The organism is Ensifer sp. (genome assembly GCF_035999135.1).
In the GTDB taxonomy this organism is placed as follows: Bacteria; Pseudomonadota; Alphaproteobacteria; order Rhizobiales; family Rhizobiaceae; genus Ensifer.
Genome location: NZ_DASYGZ010000037.1, coordinates 138,875 through 156,125, shown reverse-complemented (window position 1 = coordinate 156,125; position 17,251 = coordinate 138,875). Strand labels below are relative to the sequence as shown.

General features: G+C 58.1%; 21 protein-coding genes and 2 tRNA genes. 14 read left to right on the top strand and 9 right to left on the bottom strand.

The annotated features are described in order from the left end of the window. Positions 1–175 precede the first annotated feature (175 nt). From VGO12_RS03595 to VGO12_RS03585, 3 genes are all read left to right on the top strand, one after another. On the top strand, positions 176–754 hold the full coding sequence (locus VGO12_RS03595; protein WP_327511357.1) for a cold-shock protein: 579 nt from the start codon (positions 176–178) through the stop codon (positions 752–754). Next, positions 754–1,236 carry a DUF192 domain-containing protein gene (locus VGO12_RS03590; RefSeq protein WP_327511356.1) on the top strand — a complete coding sequence of 161 codons (483 nt, stop codon included), beginning with the start codon at positions 754–756 and terminating at the stop codon, positions 1,234–1,236. The genes VGO12_RS03595 and VGO12_RS03590 overlap by 1 nt, the downstream gene beginning before the upstream one ends. Positions 1,237–1,398: 162 nt before the next feature. Further along, entirely contained in the window at positions 1,399–2,046 is a 648-nt protein-coding gene (locus VGO12_RS03585) for an outer membrane protein (RefSeq protein WP_327511355.1), read from the top strand. A 56-nt stretch (positions 2,047–2,102) separates the two neighbouring features. Here VGO12_RS03585 and VGO12_RS03580 read toward each other — a convergent pair whose 3' ends face one another. Together VGO12_RS03580 and VGO12_RS03575 are read right to left on the bottom strand one after the other, a co-directional pair. Further along, on the bottom strand, positions 2,103–2,903 hold the full coding sequence (locus tag VGO12_RS03580; protein WP_327511354.1) for a DUF1062 domain-containing protein: 801 nt from the start codon (positions 2,901–2,903) through the stop codon (positions 2,103–2,105). 372 nt (positions 2,904–3,275) lie between these two features. Continuing rightward, on the bottom strand, positions 3,276–4,457 hold the full coding sequence (locus VGO12_RS03575) for a GGDEF domain-containing protein (protein WP_327511353.1): 1,182 nt from the start codon (positions 4,455–4,457) through the stop codon (positions 3,276–3,278). Between the two features lie 241 nt (positions 4,458–4,698). Here VGO12_RS03575 and VGO12_RS03570 point away from each other — a divergent pair. Further along, a tRNA-Pro gene (locus tag VGO12_RS03570) sits at positions 4,699–4,775 on the top strand. 312 nt (positions 4,776–5,087) lie between these two features. On the opposite strand, the gene VGO12_RS03565 is transcribed toward VGO12_RS03570, so the two are convergent. Next, complete coding sequence (locus tag VGO12_RS03565; protein ID WP_327511352.1) at positions 5,088–5,339, bottom strand: hypothetical protein; 252 nt, start codon at positions 5,337–5,339, stop codon at positions 5,088–5,090. 224 nt (positions 5,340–5,563) lie between these two features. On the opposite strand from VGO12_RS03565, the gene VGO12_RS03560 reads away from it, so the two are divergent. Together VGO12_RS03560 and VGO12_RS03555 are read left to right on the top strand one after the other, a co-directional pair. Next, the gene (locus VGO12_RS03560) at positions 5,564–5,869 is read left to right on the top strand and encodes an ETC complex I subunit (protein WP_034791376.1); all 306 of its coding nucleotides are present in this window, start codon (positions 5,564–5,566) and stop codon (positions 5,867–5,869) included. Between the two features lie 34 nt (positions 5,870–5,903). Continuing rightward, positions 5,904–5,980, top strand: a tRNA-Arg gene (locus tag VGO12_RS03555). A 79-nt stretch (positions 5,981–6,059) separates the two neighbouring features. On the opposite strand, the gene VGO12_RS03550 is transcribed toward VGO12_RS03555, so the two are convergent. Further along, positions 6,060–6,269: a hypothetical protein gene (locus VGO12_RS03550; protein WP_327511351.1), complete on the bottom strand. Its 210-nt coding sequence runs from the start codon at positions 6,267–6,269 to the stop codon at positions 6,060–6,062. Continuing rightward, positions 6,266–6,589: a tyrosine-type recombinase/integrase gene (locus VGO12_RS03545; RefSeq protein WP_327511350.1), complete on the bottom strand. Its 324-nt coding sequence runs from the start codon at positions 6,587–6,589 to the stop codon at positions 6,266–6,268. The genes VGO12_RS03550 and VGO12_RS03545 overlap by 4 nt, the downstream gene beginning before the upstream one ends. 283 nt (positions 6,590–6,872) lie before the next feature. On the opposite strand from VGO12_RS03545, the gene VGO12_RS03540 reads away from it, so the two are divergent. Further along, positions 6,873–8,222, top strand: a complete 1,350-nt coding sequence (locus VGO12_RS03540; protein WP_327511349.1) for a hypothetical protein — start codon at positions 6,873–6,875, stop codon at positions 8,220–8,222. A 915-nt stretch (positions 8,223–9,137) separates the two neighbouring features. Continuing rightward, positions 9,138–10,154 carry a hypothetical protein gene (locus VGO12_RS03535; RefSeq protein WP_327511348.1) on the top strand — a complete coding sequence of 339 codons (1,017 nt, stop codon included), beginning with the start codon at positions 9,138–9,140 and terminating at the stop codon, positions 10,152–10,154. Between the two features lie 102 nt (positions 10,155–10,256). Here the strand turns inward: VGO12_RS03535 and VGO12_RS03530 are convergent, their stop codons facing one another. The 3 genes from VGO12_RS03530 to VGO12_RS03520 all read right to left on the bottom strand — a co-directional run bounded on the left by VGO12_RS03530 (position 10,257) and on the right by VGO12_RS03520 (position 12,501). Then, positions 10,257–11,309 (bottom strand): GSCFA domain-containing protein, encoded by a 1,053-nt coding sequence (locus VGO12_RS03530; protein ID WP_327511347.1) that lies wholly within the window; start codon positions 11,307–11,309, stop codon positions 10,257–10,259. Further along, a complete protein-coding gene (locus tag VGO12_RS03525; protein WP_327511346.1) occupies positions 11,306–12,124 on the bottom strand; it encodes a hypothetical protein in 819 nt (272 codons plus the stop codon). The genes VGO12_RS03530 and VGO12_RS03525 overlap by 4 nt, the downstream gene beginning before the upstream one ends. A 161-nt stretch (positions 12,125–12,285) precedes the next feature. Continuing rightward, on the bottom strand, positions 12,286–12,501 hold the full coding sequence (locus VGO12_RS03520) for a hypothetical protein (RefSeq protein ID WP_327511345.1): 216 nt from the start codon (positions 12,499–12,501) through the stop codon (positions 12,286–12,288). A gap of 397 nt (positions 12,502–12,898) precedes the next feature. Here VGO12_RS03520 and VGO12_RS03515 point away from each other — a divergent pair, with 397 nt between their 5' ends. From VGO12_RS03515 to VGO12_RS32205, 6 genes are all read left to right on the top strand, one after another. Beyond that, on the top strand, positions 12,899–13,423 hold the full coding sequence (locus VGO12_RS03515) for an N-acetylmuramoyl-L-alanine amidase (RefSeq protein WP_327511344.1): 525 nt from the start codon (positions 12,899–12,901) through the stop codon (positions 13,421–13,423). Between the two features lie 26 nt (positions 13,424–13,449). After that, complete coding sequence (locus VGO12_RS03510; protein WP_327511343.1) at positions 13,450–13,749, top strand: cell wall anchor protein; 300 nt, start codon at positions 13,450–13,452, stop codon at positions 13,747–13,749. Between the two features lie 11 nt (positions 13,750–13,760). After that, positions 13,761–14,186, top strand: coding sequence for a hypothetical protein (locus tag VGO12_RS03505; protein ID WP_327511342.1), 426 nt, complete (start codon positions 13,761–13,763; stop codon positions 14,184–14,186). 53 nt (positions 14,187–14,239) lie between these two features. Then, complete coding sequence (locus tag VGO12_RS32210; RefSeq protein WP_414650667.1) at positions 14,240–14,722, top strand: HNH endonuclease; 483 nt, start codon at positions 14,240–14,242, stop codon at positions 14,720–14,722. Continuing rightward, a complete protein-coding gene (locus VGO12_RS03500; RefSeq protein WP_327511341.1) occupies positions 14,689–15,054 on the top strand; it encodes a hypothetical protein in 366 nt (121 codons plus the stop codon). Before VGO12_RS32210 ends, VGO12_RS03500 begins: the two co-directional genes overlap by 34 nt. A 913-nt stretch (positions 15,055–15,967) precedes the next feature. Further along, on the top strand, positions 15,968–16,114 hold the full coding sequence (locus VGO12_RS32205; RefSeq protein ID WP_414650666.1) for a DUF1515 family protein: 147 nt from the start codon (positions 15,968–15,970) through the stop codon (positions 16,112–16,114). A 26-nt stretch (positions 16,115–16,140) separates the two neighbouring features. Here VGO12_RS32205 and VGO12_RS03495 read toward each other — a convergent pair whose 3' ends face one another. Continuing rightward, the gene (locus tag VGO12_RS03495; protein WP_327511340.1) at positions 16,141–17,079 is read right to left on the bottom strand and encodes a hypothetical protein; all 939 of its coding nucleotides are present in this window, start codon (positions 17,077–17,079) and stop codon (positions 16,141–16,143) included. Positions 17,080–17,251 lie beyond the last annotated feature (172 nt).

Genomic DNA, 17,251 nt, shown 5'->3' with positions numbered 1-17,251 from the left:
AAGATGGCGTATAGTGGGCTGTCAGCAAGCCAGAGGCAAGGCTGCGTCCCCATATTAGTTCTCGGCCAAAATATGCCGAGGGTCTTGCGTATCCGCGGCGGGACGATGTTATTCTGGTCAATAAGAATCAGTTAACCGTATTGGTAGTCGCGCGTAAACGAGGGGCTGGGAGAGAATGGCGGATAGGACATCTTCAAAAGACGTCATGCACGGTGACGATTTTGGCAGCGACGCTCTCGACCTCATCGAAATCACCGGCGTGATCAAGTGGTTCGACGTCGCCAAGGGCTTTGGCTTCATCGTGCCCGACAATGGCATGCAGGACGTGCTGGTTCACGTCACCTGCCTCAGGCGCGATGGATACCAGACGGTTCTCGAGGGCGCGCGTGTCGTCGCCCTCATCCAGAAGCGGGATCGCGGCTACCAGGCGTTTCGCATCCTTTCCATGGACCAGTCGACGGCCGTGCACCCGTCGCAGCTTCCACCGGTCAGAACCCACGTCCAGGTCACGGCGACGAGCGGCCTGGAACGGGTCCTGGTGAAGTGGTTCAACCGCACCAAGGGGTTCGGCTTCCTGACCCGGGGCGAGGGGACGGAGGATATCTTCGTCCATATGGAAACGTTGCGGCGCTTCGGCCTGACGGAACTGCGGCCGGGACAGGTCGTGCTCATTCGCTTCGGCGATGGCGAGAAGGGCCTGATGGCGGCGGAAATTCACCCTGACGGCCCGTCGCCGACAACGCGGTCGCACTGATGGCAATTCTGCGCGATCTCCTCTCCAAAAGCGCCCTCCTGGCGCTTTTTTTGTTCGCCCTGGCGACGGCGAGCCTGGCGGAAGTCGAGTTCGCCACGGACAAGATGCGCCTGGTGACGGCGGACAAGGTTGTTCACGAACTGACGGTTGAGCTGGCGGTCGAGCCGGATCAGCGTGAGCAGGGGCTGATGTTTCGCAAATCCATGCCAGCGGACCACGGCATGCTGTTCGATTTCGGCGAGACCCGCCGCGTCATGATGTGGATGAAGAACACCTACCTGCCGCTCGATATGCTTTTCGTCGACACCAAGGGTACGGTGCGCACGATCCGCGAAGGTGCGGTACCCTTTTCCGAGGCGATCATCGATTCCGGCGAGCCGGTTGCCTTCGTGCTCGAGCTCAATGCCGGCACGGTCAAGCGGCTTCAGATCCGCCCCGGCGATCGCCTCGAAGGTGCCCGCGTTCCCGCTCAGCACCCGTGATTTTTCAGGCGGCATCAGATTCCGCCTTGTTCTTCCGCGATCAGCCTCTAAATTATTGGCGACGGTGATTTGGTTTTCCCGGTAGTGACCGCAACGTTCATATCGGCAGATATGACCTTTCGGTTGCTCATGTTCTTCTGAGTACAACAGGAGGCATCTGCGGTGATCCGGAATGTGCTTGTTGCAGTCGTTGCGGCCTTTGCATCTGCCGAGGCGTCGCTTGCTGCCGATCTCAGCGAAACGCTGCAGCCCCCGCCGCTTGTCGAGACGACGCCGGTGTTTGTCTGGACCGGAGGATATGTCGGTCTTCAGGGTGGTGGCGGTTGGCTGAACGGCGATTTCAGTGCGCCCGGCGGCAGCGCGTCGCGGGATTTCAATGGCGGCCTGCTCGGCGCCTTCGCGGGCTTCAATTATCAGCAGGGCGATTGGGTGCTCGGCGTCGAAGGCGACGTCAACTACAACTGGAATGACAGGACGTTCGATATTTTCGGAACGTCGACCGAGGTCGGCACGGATGTCTCCGGCTCGATCAGGGGCCGCGTCGGCTACGTGCTGAACGACAAGGCGCTGCTCTACGGCACCGGCGGATGGGCTGTGACGAGGGGCTTCGTCGACGTGCCCGGGGCCTCGAAAGAAAAGGAAACCTTCAACGGCTGGACCATCGGCGCCGGTGTCGACTATTCGTTCACCGACAAGGTTTTTGGACGCGCCGAGTACCGCTACAACGACTTTGGCGACAAGGATGTCGGTGGCGTCAACGTCGATGTCGACCAGCACCAGTTTACGGTCGGTGTCGGCGTAAAATTCTAATCTTGGCAATGATCGAAAAGGGCGCCGGCACCGGCCGGCGCCCTTTTTTTTGACATTCAGCCTGGAGGTGGCTCCGCCAGCGCGCGCTCGATGATCTCGGCCCGGTCGGGTTGCGATGACAGGTCGAGAACGATTCGTGTTCCGTTCCGGATGGGCCGCTGCAGACCTTTGCGCGTGCTCGGCGTGACAACAAGCCGCTCGGCGTCAACGAGCCGGGCAAGCCTTGCGCGCGACAAACCGAGCTCCGCTGACAGCAGGCGATCGAGGCGCAGGCTTGCCGTCATCGCCACGATGAGATCGATCCCAATATGGGTGCAGTCTTGCGGTCGACCGCTCAGCGCGCGGCGCATTACGCTGGATGCCGAAAATTCCTCGACGCGGTCGCAACTGCGGCGAAGGTCGTCGATGTCGAACGCGAAGCGGCGAATCCAGGGCCCGTCGTTGTTCTGAAGCGCATCGAGCAGTGCTGGCGAAATGTCGCGCACGTTGCGACGCTCGAAAATTGGCCGGTTCCATGAATCGTCGCATTCGTTGCAGCGGTAGATCAGCCAGGCGTCGAGGCGCTGGCCGTTGGCGTTGAGCCGTGTCTTGCCGCTCGATTCGAAGGGACGCTGGCGGCGGCAGCGACTGCAGGCAAGCCACGGTCGTGGCGCGGTTTGTGGTTCGATGGTCCACTGGACCGTCAATGTATGGGACATGTCGTCTGGTTCTTCCGATTGGAAGTCCATCGAGACGACGGTTTGAGCACCCGTTCCGGGGACACGGTCTGGCAGCGTTTGTAGGTGACGGTTCCGCCCCGCGACTTCGTGCGTCCGATAAGACGCGCTGCGCGTTAGGACCTGGATCGGCAATGCCATTCCGGTCTCGAACCGTCACCTCAACGAACGCAAGAAAAATCAATCCGATAGCGGTTGCTGCCATCGGGCGTGCGGGGTGAAACTAGCGAGACCGGATTTTACAAAGGCAAAGCGAAACTCCCGGAGGGACAGCGCGGAAGGTGGCTGCCGGACTGTACTATCCGATCGCGACTGCCGTGAAAAGTGCGCTCACGTCATGCTGCGCGCCAGGGTCGCATTTTCGGACATGTAGGTGAAATTTTGCCACACGCGAATTTTGAAGCTTGGGGTAGAATAGACCCTATACCTCCAAGCTGAAGCGGCTCTGAAAAGCGTGAATGCGAGCCGCTTCCCTTTTTGTGGGTGCAACCGCAACTGCCCGATCCACGCGCGTCAACTGGCGCGGTTGAGGCGCGCGACGGGAGGTTCCGGCATCAGCGAAGGGCAGGATGAGACGTCGCGGTTGCGGCCACCGCGTTTGGCCTCGTAGAGCGCGCCGTCCGCCCGGTTGAACAAATCCTCCCACGAACGTTCCACACCTTCGGCAACGGCGAGCCCGAGGCTGACGGTCAATCGCACCTGCTCCCCATTGCTGGGAACCCTGAGATCTTCAACGGCGAGCCGCAGGCGTTCAGCGATGGATTGTGCCTGTTCTTCGCTCGTTGCGGGAAGGTAGAGCCCGAATTCCTCGCCGCCGAGGCGGGCAAAACGATCCCCCTTGCGCAGGTTGTCCCTGACGAGATCGGCAAAGGCCACCAGGACCTGGTCGCCCGCGCGATGACCGTAGCGGTCGTTGATGCGCTTGAAGAAATCGATGTCCATGAGGATCAGGCAGTCGCCGCGCCAATTCGAGGCGGGCAACCGTGCGAAAAACGAGCGGCGGTTCCCAGCACCTGTCAACGCATCGGTCTCCGCCGAACGCCGCAATTCCGCCCCGGCCCTCTCCTTGACGAGCACGAGCGCGAAAAGAGCGATCGCAAAGTGGCAGATGATCGAGAGAAAGAAGGCGTAGGATGGGGTGATGGGGATGATGCCCGGCCTGATGACGCCGGCAACGACCGCAAGGCACAGGCTGGCGCCAACCGCCATCGCCGCCGCCAGGAGCACGCGCGCTGGCAGCGGCTCCTTGGCGCGGTCGGAAACGATCGCCAGTGCGGCCGCCGCGAGGAAGGCGGAGGCCGTGGTGTTGAAGAGCCCGGCGCGAACCCAGTTGACCACGTGGAAGTGCGTGGCAAGGCCGATCAAGGCGCCAATGAGCGGAACGCCAAGCGCCAGCCAGTCCGTCTTGCGGCGCCGGCCGGCGCTCAGGCGACGGATGCCGATCCAGAACAGGGCATATCCACCGATCCCGAGGGAGAAACTCGAAAGCGTCCAGAGATAGGCCGGCAGCAACTTCTGCTCACCGTAGCCCGCAAGCGTCGACGCCAGAGCCAGAAACAGAAAACCGCTCGCAAGGATGCCAAGTCCCTCGTCCCGCGGTGATTGCCAGCGCGCATAGAGAAAGCAGACGGCGCCGACAAGGAACGACGATCTGTGAAGCAGCAGGACAGTGGCGAGGTCGAGTTGGGCTGTCATCGGAGGGCTCGGTCGGCGTGGAAAGGAGAGGGCACGGCGCGGTTGCGTCCGGTTGCCAGTAACCGCAATGAATTGAGCGATTGCTAAATTCGAATGACAAACCCGTGATTGCTCGCGTTTCGGGAAATTTTGTCGTCTCCGAAAGCCGTTGCCCCGCGCGACGACGGCGCAATCCGCTGTGGGCAAGGAAATTACATCTTGCAGCCCCCGAGCGAAGCGTGTATCTCCGGCGCCGTTGGCACGGAGTGTAGCGCAGTCTGGTAGCGCATCTGGTTTGGGACCAGAGGGTCGGGAGTTCGAATCTCTCCACTCCGACCATCTAATCATATGAGATCATCCATATTTTAGAGATCGTTTCGTCACTCGCACATGGCCTTGTGAGTGTGTTGCGAGCGTGCGTTGAATTCGCCTGCCGCGCTTGCTGACGTTTTAACATGATCTGGTCCGCCGCTGTCACAGGCGATCGGCGATCCGCCGGGCCTTGATTTTTCGGATCAAGCCGACGTCTTGGATGCTCTCGTTGATCGATCGGGGGCGACCACCGCGGATGTCGTGAATTTCACTCGCGGCGAGACCTGGTCGTCAGTTCCAACGAAGAAATTGAAGCGCGTCGGGCGTTCGCGCAGGGCGTCAGTTCAATTTCGCGTTCCGGGTCGTCATGCCCATCTGCGCGCTCATGCGATCCCGGGCCTCCAGCGCAATGCGATGGTTGTGCGCCAGTTCGATTAGGGCGTCGGCCACTTCGTGTTCTGGCCATCCGGATGCTTCGGCATACTCGGCCACGGTTTGGAACACGTCCGCAATCGCCAGCTGGCAGTCGAGATCCCTTTGCGGATAGGCGCCGGTTCGCTTCGGTGAGATGAATTTAGGATGTTTTGCCATGGCGAATCTCCCTCTTTCGGGAGTAGAGCGCGCGAACCTATTCTCAAGCTTTCGCTAAAACGCACACGGCGTACCCGCGGTTCCGGAAATCCGTCCGTCTCATGCAGAAAAGCCGCATATATCCGGGCAAAAATCATTTCGTTTTAAATCATTCTGCGTTATGGGAGGACGGAATGCTGGCGCCCGTGAATGTTGCCAGCGACAGTATGGAGCCGTTCGAAGCCATGTCCGCAAAGATCTATCGTCCAGCAAAGACCGCCATGCAGTCTGGCAAGGCCAAGACGAATCTGTGGGTGCTGGAGTTCGATCAGGAAAAGCCGCGCACGATCGATCCGATCATGGGCTACACCAGCTCCGGCGACATGAAGCAGCAGCTGCGGCTGACCTTCGAAAATGCCGAACAGGCGATCGCCTATGCCGAGCGCAACGGCATCGAATACCGCGTGATTGCGCCGAAGGAAGCAACGCGCAAGAGCGTCTCTTATCCGGATAACTTCCGTTTCAACCGGATGCAGCCCTGGACCCACTGAGGTCCGGTCGCATTCGACGGGCGCAGCCCGGGACGGCCCCTTAGCTCAGTTGGATAGAGCACCTGCCTTCTAAGCAGGTTGTCGCAGGTTCGAATCCTGCAGGGGTCGCCAACAATCTCAAGGGCTTATAGGCAGTTTCTCGCCTTTTACTGGACCCCGTTTACAGCTTTTCCATAGCCGTTTACACAAATCACTCTCCTGATGTTCTTTCCATCCGCAGAATGACCGCGTCGCTGGTCTGCTGATCCGTCGCCAGATAGAGCTTTTCAAGCACTCTTCCCACCTCTGCGATCGAGTGTCCGGTGATCGACGCGATCTGCTCTGTCGTCGATCCTTCCCGCCGCCGTTCGGTGATGAACGTGCCGCGCAGATCGTGGAACGTCACCCCCTCGATCTTCACGTCTGGGCTTCCTTATTCAGCCTGGCGACCTCTTTCGCCCATGACGTTTTGAAGCCGTCTTTTGTCCACGGCCGGCCGCGCGAATTGTTCATGATTCGCATCTTGTCCTTTGGCAAGTCGTCGATCATTGCCTTGAGCTTGGTGTGGACTTTCACGCGGACGCGCTTCTTGGTCTTTCCTTGCTCGAAGGAAAGGTGCGTGCCGTCGTATTGCTTCCAGGTGAGGGATAGCAGGTCGCCCTGGCGCTGACCGGTGTGTATCGCCATCTCGAAGGCGAGGAGCATGTGTGATTTGGCTTTGGCCCGGAACAGCGCGGTCAACTCTGGCGTCCAGACGATTTCCTTGCGCGATCCGTTGACGAGCCGAGCAGCCCTGTTCGCAGATCTCGCGCACGCAGCAGACAAGACGGCGTGGGTCCTCGGCGACCCCACTGTTGGGTACAATGGGATCTATGTTAAGTCGGGAGCACCCGGTACGGGGTCGTGGACCCGTGTTTCGGACCTGCCGTTCTCGTTCATCATAGCGTCTGATGCCGGTGCAGGTACCGCCAACGCCATCCAGGCGACATCAAGTCTCCCTGTAAGTGCCTCGGCCCTGATTTGGATGAATGTCGCGAACACGAGCACTGCTAGCCTCGTGACTGTGAGCTTTAACGGCGCGTTTCCCCTAACGATCAAGACGAATGCCGGCAACAACCCGGTGGTCGGCGGCCTCGCCGCCGGCATGATCATTATGGGTATCGTTGCGGGCAGCACCTTCCGGTTGGTCAGCGACCAAGCGAGCGCGGCGATCGCTGCCGCCGCTGAAGCGTCAGCGACGGCAGCGGCTGCCAGCGCTGCTGCCGCAGCGGCGAGCCTGATGGCTCTCCGGGAAACTCTCGAAGATGGGGTCAACCCCATCAACAGCTGGCGCGGGTACGCAGAGCTGAATTCCTTCAATGCGACAGGCGCTGCCAAGTCGAATGTTGATGGTTATCTGAAGCTCATTGCTTCCGGTGCAAGTGCACAGATCACCTTGAGCGGTCTGGCCATCAATGGCGCGACTGAACGCTATCTTGCCGTTCGGTATCGGCGCACTGTTGGTACTCCTGGTTGGGACTCCGACGAAGATGCCTTTGGTTGGTCCACGTCCGGACATAGCTTTTCGAGCAGCTTCCTTGCCAAGATCGTCAACACGACTTCTACCTGGAAAACCGCATATCTCGATATGTGGGCCCCTTTTGCTGGCGGCTCTGACTCGAAGGAAAGTGCCCCTGACGTCCCGCAAATCGTCACCGGCCCTCGCTTTTTCGCCGCTAATGGCGTTGGGGCGAACATCGATATCGCGTGGATTGCGACCTGTGCCGATGCTCCCCGACGCGGTGATGCGCAGAACGATGCACGCTTTGCTAAGGTCGATGACAAGCGGTTCCGCGATGATGAGCTGAACCTCATGATGTATTCGCCATCTTTGACGAATGGCGCGAACGTTTCTGCGGCCATCCAATCTCTATTGACTGACGCGGCGGCAGCCAAGAAGTCTGCCTATATCCCAGCTCATCCGAGCGGGTTTGACTGGCGGGCAAGCACGGCCATTTCTATCCCGGCTGAGCCTCGGATTATTATCGGGCAAAAGGCGCGCGTCATCACCTCTGCCAGCATCAACCTTTTTACCTGCGCAGGGGACAATATAACCTTTGACGGCGGGTTGTTTGGCAGGATCACCCATGACGGGGCGGGGCAGTTCTTGACTGCAACCAAAGGAACGGCATCCGGTTCACCCGCATGTTTTGCAACGTCGCCGGCTCGGGCGATGCTTTCAAGATTACTGGTTCAGACACCTATATCGAAGATTGCCGGTTCGGCACCTTCCGCACGGCTGACTATCTCTTCGCCATCACAAAGAACGCCGGCCAGAGCGTCATCAACAACAGGATCGAAAGGAACCAATTTGGAGGTACTGGCCGATTTCTGAAGGTCAATACGACGGACGGCTCAAACCGCCCGGAGGGTTGGAGCTTCTCGGATAACAAGAGCGTTGCAACCGGATCGACCATCCTGCAGCTAGAGAGCTTCCTGCATGGGGCAGTTGTCGACAACATACTCGATCAAGGCAGCAACGTCGTAATCAATCTGGACTCGAAGGGCGCAGGCATTTCTTCGCTCGATATCAGCCGGAACTCTATCGCCTCGGCATTCGGTACTGGCCCTACGACAGGAGTGGCGATCAACACAGCGGCTAGTGCCATCCTCATCAAGGATCTACGCATCGTTGAGAACACCATCGGTTTCAGTGGGTATGGTTTTGTCGGCATGGACAATATCAACGACGCGTTGATCGCAGAAAACGCATTCACTGTTATCGCCGCCAACGCGATCACGGGGCCTGCTGATGATTGGACGATGCGGGATAACTCCTACACGTCCGTCACTCAAAACCTCTCTCTCACAGAGGGCTCTGGGGGCGGCTCTATCACGATCACGAATGAGAATTACGACCCGACCGGAACTATTACGCTGCCTGGTTCGATCACCCGCGATCGGTTGAACATTGGCCGGACCTTCGGTAAGCTTCGGAAGATATCCAGCGCCACGGCAGCAAGTCCTGCCAACCAAGCCTATCTACCCATACCACATGGGTTGATCCGCGCTCCTGCTGCGGTAACCGGCTTGACCGCTATCGTGGCAAACGGCGCCGTCTACCAGAGCCTCCGATGTTTCGTCGTGGCGATCGACGCCACGAACGTCGCAGTCCAGATCTGGCACGATGGCGCGGTCACCCCCGGGAACATCACTGTTTTCATCGATGCCTCAATTTGAGGTGGCGACTGATCGTTGCAAGTTGCACCCTCCTCATCTAGACGAGAGTACTTCTAGATGAGGAGGGATCATGTTCAGCAAGGGCCAAGTAGTAACCGATGATGCAGATTTGGTCAGGCGCGTTCGTGCGGCCTACGCTGCGTCAATGTCTTCGTTCGGTGATCTCGGCGACTCTCAATGGGCGACCTTGACCGGCTGGAAGGCGCCGATCCATGAGGCGCTTCTCTCTGGGGACGAAGAAGCAGCCGCGGTTTTGCGAGATCCGGGAGCATCAAATTTCTTCGTAGGCTTTGATGTTCTCGACAAAGAACGTACCGAGCGCTTGTCGGCTTCGAAAGAAGCGATCCAGTACGAAACCGCAGTTGTTGACTATGCGATCAAGCTCGTCGCCGTTGCGACGGGTGCCGCAAGGATCAACAATCCGGAAGCGCCAGACCACCGACCACCTGAGCAGCGATCTGCAGCGGAAAGCCTCGACGAGATCGAGAAATATGTTCCGTTCCTTGTCGAGTTCCCGAACCCTTTCAAAGATGAGTTCGGCATAGAATACGAGGGCGAGTACGCAAGCGTTCGGGCTATCTTCGCAATCTATCAGGCGTATAAGACTGCATTGCTCGCTAAGTCCCTTGGCTGCAATTCCGTGTTGGAGATTGGCGCCGGTCTCGGCCGCTCTGCCTTTTACAGCTACAAGGCTGGTATCAAGAATTATACCATCATCGACATTCCTCTCACCAGCGCGGCTCAAGCGTACTTCCTCGGTCGCACCCTGGGTGAGGATAGGATTTCCCTCTACGGCGAGGAACCAAGAGCCGGCGCCATCCGCATCTTGCCGCCGGCAGCGATCGGAGAGGCTGCGTGCGATATGACCGTGAACGTCGATTCCTTGACCGAGATGGATCGTGGTGTGGCCGAAGGATACATCGCTCACGCCCTCGATAAGTCAAAGGTGCTGTTCTCGATCAACCATGAAGTGAACAGCTTCACCGTCAACGAGATCATTCGCTCGAGGCGGCCAGACGCGAAGATATTCCGGAACGGTTCGCCTGTTCGGGCCGGTTACATGGAAGAGATAGTCTTCATCCGCTAGCCGAAGCATCACTGCACAACCATGAAGCCCCGCCTCAGAACAAAGTTCTTCCGCGCATGGCTGAAAACTGCAATAGCTGCCGTGACGTGAGTGGCGTAACGTCTAGCGTTCCGCCATCACTTCCTCACACTCAGCGTCAACGAGAACCTCGGAGATCCGGACGGGGGCAGTAGCCCTGGCTTTCCTCGCCACTTGCCCATGGATCTCGCAGTGGGCAAGCATGGCAGCCATCACCGTGTCGACGGCCTCCGGCGTCACGTCGCGTTTATCGTCTTTGAAGAAGCTATCGGGGGCCTGTGGGCCAGTAACGATCTCGTAGGCCGGGAAGTATGTTACCCCTGTGAAGCGATGCGCGGCCGACTCTGCCGCCACCCGCAGCACGGACTTGCTATAGGTCGAAGCCGGTAAGACGTGGCCGCCTGTAGCCGTAGCGACCAGTGGGACCGGCGAAACGGTGACAATAAACCGGAGGTCAGGGTTTATCTGACGGACCTCAGAAATGAAGGTTGCCAGGTCTAGCTCAACCTCGCCGACCGTGAAGTTGTGAAACTTGTGGCGGTTGGCGTCGAATTGCCCCGCGATCGTGCCGGGGCATGCGGGAAAAACGGCGCCGTCAGCGTTGGAAACCCAGCTCTCGGTCAATCCGAGTGTGAGCACGAAAACGGTCGCTTCCTTGAACGCGGAAAAAGTCCGATCGAGATGCTGGCGCGTCAGAGCGTGGAATTCACGCTCCGATCTGGCCCGGTATTTCAGGCCGGGGCGGAATGGGTCGACATAACTGTGCTTGTCTATCCAGAAGCTCTCCTCAGGAGTGAACTGGCCGCGGCATCTGCGAAGGAGTTGGAGTAACTGCCGAACCGTGTAGATGTTGCCGTATGAGGCGCTGAACTCGGCGTAGCCGAAGGTCTCATCAACATGGTCCGAAAAAGCCGGGTGCATGGTCTCGGTCCGGTGGTAAGTTAGTCCGGATCTTTCGAGATAGGGCACAAGGTTCGATGCAAAGCAGCTGCCGGCCGACACCACTTTGTCGTTCTTTGTGATGAGAACAGTTTCAAAGCTGGTCAGGTCCGCCGAGTTGTATGACTGAGCAACAGCCCTTGACCAGAATGAACGGTCCGGCGCGGTCTTGTAGGGGTGCTTGGCAACTTCCGTCATGCTGCAATGACTTTCGACAACATCGAGTCCCAGAAAACTCGACCGTATTCAGGGTTGGCGTGGGTGGCGTCTTCGCGCCAAAGCTCTTTCTTCAGGAAGCCTTCGTCATCCATCACCGCCTCAGGAACCGGCATAAAGGCTGATCCGGCAGCATCTGCCGCTTCAGCAAGTAGATCCTGCACAACAAGCCAGAGTTTCCGACGCACCAACCTGTCGGTGAAAGTGATGGTGTTTAAATCAAAGCCCATCCTCTCCGCCATCTCCACGAAATACACTTCCTTGGAGACGAGTTGCCGCAGAACTCCGTCATCGCCTTTGGGAGGGGGTGTCCCCAACAAGACGGTTTTGCAACCAGGGACGCCCTGCAGGCGCTTCAAGAATGGTTGAAGCAAGGCGTTTCCTCGATCGAGGATCTCGCGGATCAAGGACTCTGGAATGAGGTCGACAGGTTGAACCGCAATGTCTGGGCGGTTGGCAATGTAGAAATCAAATGGCTTCCCAGCCTCAAAGAGAAACTTCGCAAGGTGCTGGTTGCCATTCCAAACGAGCAAGACGGTAGTATCCACGGACTGCTCAACCACCGCATCCCAGTAGGCTGGTGTCCTTGAGCCTGGGACAGGTAACGCAATAACGCGGCCACCCGCGATGTCTATGGGAACGGCGCCAAATGGCGCATCGGGCGATGTGTTGGGCACCCCGAGCGCTGTCGAATGGGAGTGCCCGGCAAGTAAGAGTCGCCGTCCTGTCAATTTAATGCCTCTGCCATTGCTTGCTTGATGGCTGGCGAAATAACCACACGCGCGCGGCGCGTTCAAGAAAGAATCAACGACAAGGTGAAACGTATGGCTCGGGAAGCTCCTCCCATCGCCCGATTCGCCTTGCCGGCCATTCCCCACAACAATCAGGAGTAACCGATGAGCGTCATCATCGCTCAGCAGGTTCGCGATGCCTCAAAGGGCAATGAACGAGAGCAACCTCATAACCAGATGATAGCGCCGCCGATGACGATCAGCGCTGCTCCCGGCCAGGTCGGAAGAGCCGCGAGCCATTCAAGTAATCGGCCACGGGCGGCTACCTGGTCGGCGGGAAGGTCTCGATTCCGGTCGAGATTGCGCAGCATCATTTCAGCCAAAGACACTCTAGTCAGCCAGAACAGACCCGCTATTGAGACCAGAGCTCCGAAAGCACCCATTGACACATTCTCCCTCTAGATTCCACACGTTGCTTGCATCTGTCCCAGCTTAAACCTGGCCGGTCTTCTGCAGCTGTTTCTCTGCGACAAGCGCCCACATGGCGGCCGAGAACGCGGCCAGCCAGAGCGCTCCTATCAACGCAGCATGGCATTTGCCCAACTTGGTGGCGAAGTAGCGCCGGTACCTGATTAGGCCCCACGGATCGTCGCAGACACGTTTCGATGCCGGATCCCACGCGACGTAACGCGGCACCAAAGAGAATTCGACCGATCAGAGCGAGCGTTTCTGGGTGCATTTCGTCATTCCTGATGCTTGCGCAGGGCACACAATCAGATCGCCGACAAGTTGTCGAGACGACGACATTCTCCTCAGTAGTCAAACCACAAGGAAGTCGCTATGAAATTCCACCTACCGCTGGAATGGCTCCAGCCGGTGAAGATGTCGCGTATCATCGCGCATTGGTCTGCAGGCGCCTACAAGGCCTCTCATCTCGACAAGGAGCACTATCATTTCATGGTCGAGGGCTCCGGGAACGTGGTCCGCGGCGACCACACGATTGCCGACAACGTGAACACGGCTGACGACGACTATGCGGCCCATACTCGTGGCTGCAACACCGGCTCGATTAGCGTTTCGCTCGCCTGCATGGCGGGCGCGATCGAAAGCCCGTTCCATGCCGGGAAGTTCCCGATGACGGAAACGCAGTGGCACCGCGCCATGGACGTCATCGCGCATCTGGCCGAGTTCTACAAAATCCCGGTCACCTCGAAGACGATCCTTTCCCATGCAGAGGTCCAACCGAACCTGGGCATCAAGCAGGCCGGCAAGTGGGACTTCACCCGCCTCCCGTTCGCGCCGAACGTCATCGGCGCCAGAGCATGCGGCGACAAGATGCGCGCCGAAGTTAAAGCTCGCCTCTAACCCTCTCCAACATTGAAGGAAACCAAATGCGTTCGCTGATCATTGTATCGGCGGCGGCCATTGTGCTGTCCGCTTGCACCACCATCCAGAACAGCCTGCCGCAGGTCTGCTCCGCAGCAACTGCCGCGCATTCGGCATTCGTGGTCGTTGCGGCTACCGGCGACCTCAAGCCGAAGCTCGTCGCCAAGGAGGCGGCAGCGTGGGCAGCGGTCGAAGCCGTTTGCAAAGACCCGGGTGGCATCACCGCCGAGAACGCTTTGGTGAAGGCCGCCGAGGCCTTTGCGGCGATCATGCGAGCGCTGCGCGAAGCCAAGGCCGCAGGCTGAAGGATCGCGACATGAACGCAGCAAAGAAACACCTGGAAAGCAAAATCGCCTCGGCGGTCATCGACGTTGTCGGCAACCCGGCGGTGCCGGCTGAAGCAGCCGCTGCCGCTCCGATCATCGACGCGGTCACGAAGAAACTCGCCCCTGAAATCGTCAATGCGACGAACAGCGAACCCATCTGGCAAAGCCGGGTGACGATCGGCGCGGTGGCCGGTCTCATTGGCGGCACCTATGGCCTGGTGCTCGACTTCCTCGACGGCACCTTGCCGACGGCGGAAAGCCTCACGGCTCAAGTCCGTCGTTATCGCTGGCGCCGTACTCACGCTCTATGGGCGATGGGCGGCAAAGAAGCCGCTCGGCGAGTAACCCTTAAGGGCCGCTCTGTTACCTCGGGGCGGCCTTTTCATTTCATCGACGCGAGGGGCGCGAATGACTGAAGAATCACAAGAGCGTGCGATCGGCCGAATCGAAGGCAAGTTAGATATGATCCTTGCCGGTTCCCTATGAATATGACCACTTCCGCATACCTTGGGCGGAAGCCGTGGAACACGATCCAGAGGATATAATCCTGCTGTGTGATCGTTGCCATAAATTGAAGACTACCGGTTTGCTTTCAACTCATGCGATCGAGGGGGCGTTGAAGAAGAGGACCGCGACTAGATCCGAAACTAGATTCAAGATCCCGGTCACGGCTAACGACTTTTTCGTCGACTGGTGTGGGACCAGGATTCTCGCGACCAAGAACGCAATTCTTGTCGATGATGAGCCAATCCTCGATTTCACTCTGACCGAAAACGATCTGGAACCAGTCGTTTTGAATGGAGTATTTCGCAGTCCGTCGGGCGCGGTAGTCTGCCGCATCGTGAACAACGGGATCGCCGCGCGAGCTGATGCGATTGGCGACTTCACGTTAGAGGCCAACAGATTTCGTTTAAGGACGTGGATGGCAGGGACGTCCTGCTATTTCAGCTGACAGAGCAATCAATCAACATCAGGCATATCCGGCACACCAAACAAGATGCGTTTGTTTACGGTAGTGGCGACGATCTTTTGGTCGGGAACCTGTCCCAAGCGATCTCCTACAAGGAATGCTTTTTTAGCCACGTGGAGGCGGCTATTGCAGTAGGGGCCACCACTAGGGCTTTCGATCTGTCGAAGATTGATGTTGAAAAGATTCCCGGAGGATTACTAGAAGGGGCATCGATAAGCAACGCTATGTACGGAGTTTATGTGGCAGGCCGCAGCTATCAACGACTATCCGGCACTTTTGGAGAGTCGTTCATCGCTGGCGATGTCGCTATTTAAGATTTCTGGGTAGCGGTCGTTTGGCTGGAATGGGTTGACGGCCCCATCCCGCGGTACACCGGCTGGAAGTACGTGCTTCGTATCTGCTCGTGAGGGCTGCCAGCAGCGTTTCCGCAATCGATCTCTTGGCGTCGTCTCTTTTATTGGCATCGATGCCGACAAAGGTCATTCACCGTGGACCCCGGCAGCGTCCAGAGTTCCCCCGCCAGGAGGCCGACTATCTGGGCTTCATCGACCGCGGCGCCGGCGCCCGCAGTTCCTCATTGGTCATTTTGGCGACGTCCGGTCTATTGTCCATGTCAGGTCGTCCGTTGAGATTGGATGGAAGGCTAAGACGAGACCCACGGCGGTCGAAAGGGACAAAAGTGTCCACCGAAAAGAAATGGCCCCGTCCGGGGATGACGAGGCCATATGGACCAATGAAAGCTTTCACTTCCGGAGGGATTGTGAAGATGAGTACCTTGATGGGGGGAATCAGGTTCTCATGGACCTCGAAACGCCGATATCGAGTGTGGGTTCCGCGATTGCAAAAATATCGACTGAAGGGTTTGGCTCAACCACTGCCCGGAACAACGGCGTCATCATCCTTGTCGGGCAGCAGGCCAGCGCCTGGCGTCTTGCTCTTGTCGGTGAGGTGGTCCCTAGCATGAGGCCCGGGGGCCGGTAGATGTTCGCCGCCCGTTGGCTTCTTGCCGGTTTCCTCAACAGCTTGCTGGGCCCTTTTTGTCTTTGCTCATTCGGGTATCCCTCCAATAGACACCAATGAATGTCGGACGCGAGGATTAGTTCCCCGGCGACGCGGGAAAAAAATGGCCCCGAAAGGCTGACTGACGGGGCCAAGTTTCCGGTGTCATCATGGGTCCGGCGCCGGAACGGCAACCGCACCCGGTGCATCAACCACGACCAATAAGGGTTGTTCCCTCGTGCGGAAGACAAAGCCACCGAAAGCCGCGCCGCTGTCCATCGCCGGATGGACGAGTTGGTCGGGCGCGTTGGTCACCTCGGCGCCTTAACCGCTACGATCGTCGCCGACATCACGGAGATCGCCGGTAAGGGATGAATTCTACGGCTTGTAGCTTCAGTCGACTAGTGAAGGTTCTCTGAGTCGCCTACGCTCGATTTCGATCGAGCCCATCGCAAAAATTTTCCATATCGCTTGCGCGTGTACGCAAATGCCGCGACGAGAAATCCTCCAACGGCCACCCACATAGTTGTTGCTTCGCTGACAGCGGTTTTGATCCCCTCCCAAACATCGCGAGCTGTCATCGGCTTCGTTTCAACCACTATGTCCTGTTCGTAGGAATCGATCATGATCTCAACCTCTTCATCAGCACTTTGGACGACCGCATAGATAATCGCCGTTAGTGTTTGTGTGCCTTCGGTTGAAGCGTTGACCTTCCATTTCCATAAACTAGGTACGCCTAGAGCAACTACCTGCTCCTCAGTTGTCACGCCTTCGACCTTGAAATTCACTCCAGTTAGTCGCGCTCTCATCTTGTGGCTGATTTTCGCGGCGCCTGCGAAGTGCTGATCACCTTCGCGAAAGACTGCCTCAAGCTTCTCCCTTGGTACTCCAACGCCAACGAGTGCACTGACCTCTCGCATTTCGCCGAGCGTCATTCGCTTTGGCGCATTTAAGGTTACTCGGCCATCGGGAAGCGTCTGGATAATCGCTCCTAAAGTCTTCATTTGGAGGTACGCCAGGCTCAACTCATTTGCGGTTTCTGGTAGCGGTGGCAAACGAGAAAGTTGTGCAACAGCGTCAAGGGGTACCGACAAAAGAAGCCGATTGTCAGAAGCTGCAACTAACGACACCGACGATGTGAGGCCATGCGTAGCGTACGTTAATCTTGCCATTAGCCGTTCTACCGATTTCTGCTGCTCAATTTTTTGGCGGGCCGCCGCGAGCTCAGATTTTAGGTTATTCGATTGAACCGTCTGACGTATGAGGAACCCGGTAATCATCAGGCTGAGCGCCAAGGGCGCTACCACCAAGACAAGCTTCTCGATTGTTTTGAATTGCATCAATTTGACCGCCCCCTCGCGCTAAAAAAGTAGTTGAAAAGCAAGTCGTCTTCAACGAGATGCCGCGGGGCGGTCCCAAAATGAAGGCCTCGTCGGGTGGCGACGAGGCCTGAAGTACTTCAGCTGCACCAGGGGACATTGGTGAAGCCTGGATGTGATCCCAAGGGGCATC

Bases quoted from the DNA above. Each gene is read 5' to 3' on its own strand.
- VGO12_RS03515 (WP_327511344.1), top strand. From the start codon at position 12,899: ATGAAATTCCACCTACCGCTGGAATGGCTCCAGCCGGTGAAGATGTCG.
- VGO12_RS03535 (WP_327511348.1), top strand. From the start codon at position 9,138: ATGTTCAGCAAGGGCCAAGTAGTAACCGATGATGCAGATTTGGTCAGG.
- VGO12_RS03505 (WP_327511342.1), top strand. From the start codon at position 13,761: ATGAACGCAGCAAAGAAACACCTGGAAAGCAAAATCGCCTCGGCGGTC.
- VGO12_RS03565 (WP_327511352.1), bottom strand. From the start codon at position 5,339: ATGGCAAAACATCCTAAATTCATCTCACCGAAGCGAACCGGCGCCTAT.
- VGO12_RS03590 (WP_327511356.1), top strand. From the start codon at position 754: ATGGCAATTCTGCGCGATCTCCTCTCCAAAAGCGCCCTCCTGGCGCTT.
- VGO12_RS03495 (WP_327511340.1), bottom strand. From the start codon at position 17,079: ATGCAATTCAAAACAATCGAGAAGCTTGTCTTGGTGGTAGCGCCCTTG.
- VGO12_RS03580 (WP_327511354.1), bottom strand. From the start codon at position 2,903: ATGGCATTGCCGATCCAGGTCCTAACGCGCAGCGCGTCTTATCGGACG.
- VGO12_RS03560 (WP_034791376.1), top strand. From the start codon at position 5,564: ATGTCCGCAAAGATCTATCGTCCAGCAAAGACCGCCATGCAGTCTGGC.
- VGO12_RS03510 (WP_327511343.1), top strand. From the start codon at position 13,450: ATGCGTTCGCTGATCATTGTATCGGCGGCGGCCATTGTGCTGTCCGCT.
- VGO12_RS03575 (WP_327511353.1), bottom strand. From the start codon at position 4,457: ATGACAGCCCAACTCGACCTCGCCACTGTCCTGCTGCTTCACAGATCG.
- VGO12_RS03540 (WP_327511349.1), top strand. From the start codon at position 6,873: ATGAATGTCGCGAACACGAGCACTGCTAGCCTCGTGACTGTGAGCTTT.
- VGO12_RS03530 (WP_327511347.1), bottom strand. From the start codon at position 11,309: ATGACGGAAGTTGCCAAGCACCCCTACAAGACCGCGCCGGACCGTTCA.
- VGO12_RS03595 (WP_327511357.1), top strand. From the start codon at position 176: ATGGCGGATAGGACATCTTCAAAAGACGTCATGCACGGTGACGATTTT.
- VGO12_RS03520 (WP_327511345.1), bottom strand. From the start codon at position 12,501: ATGGGTGCTTTCGGAGCTCTGGTCTCAATAGCGGGTCTGTTCTGGCTG.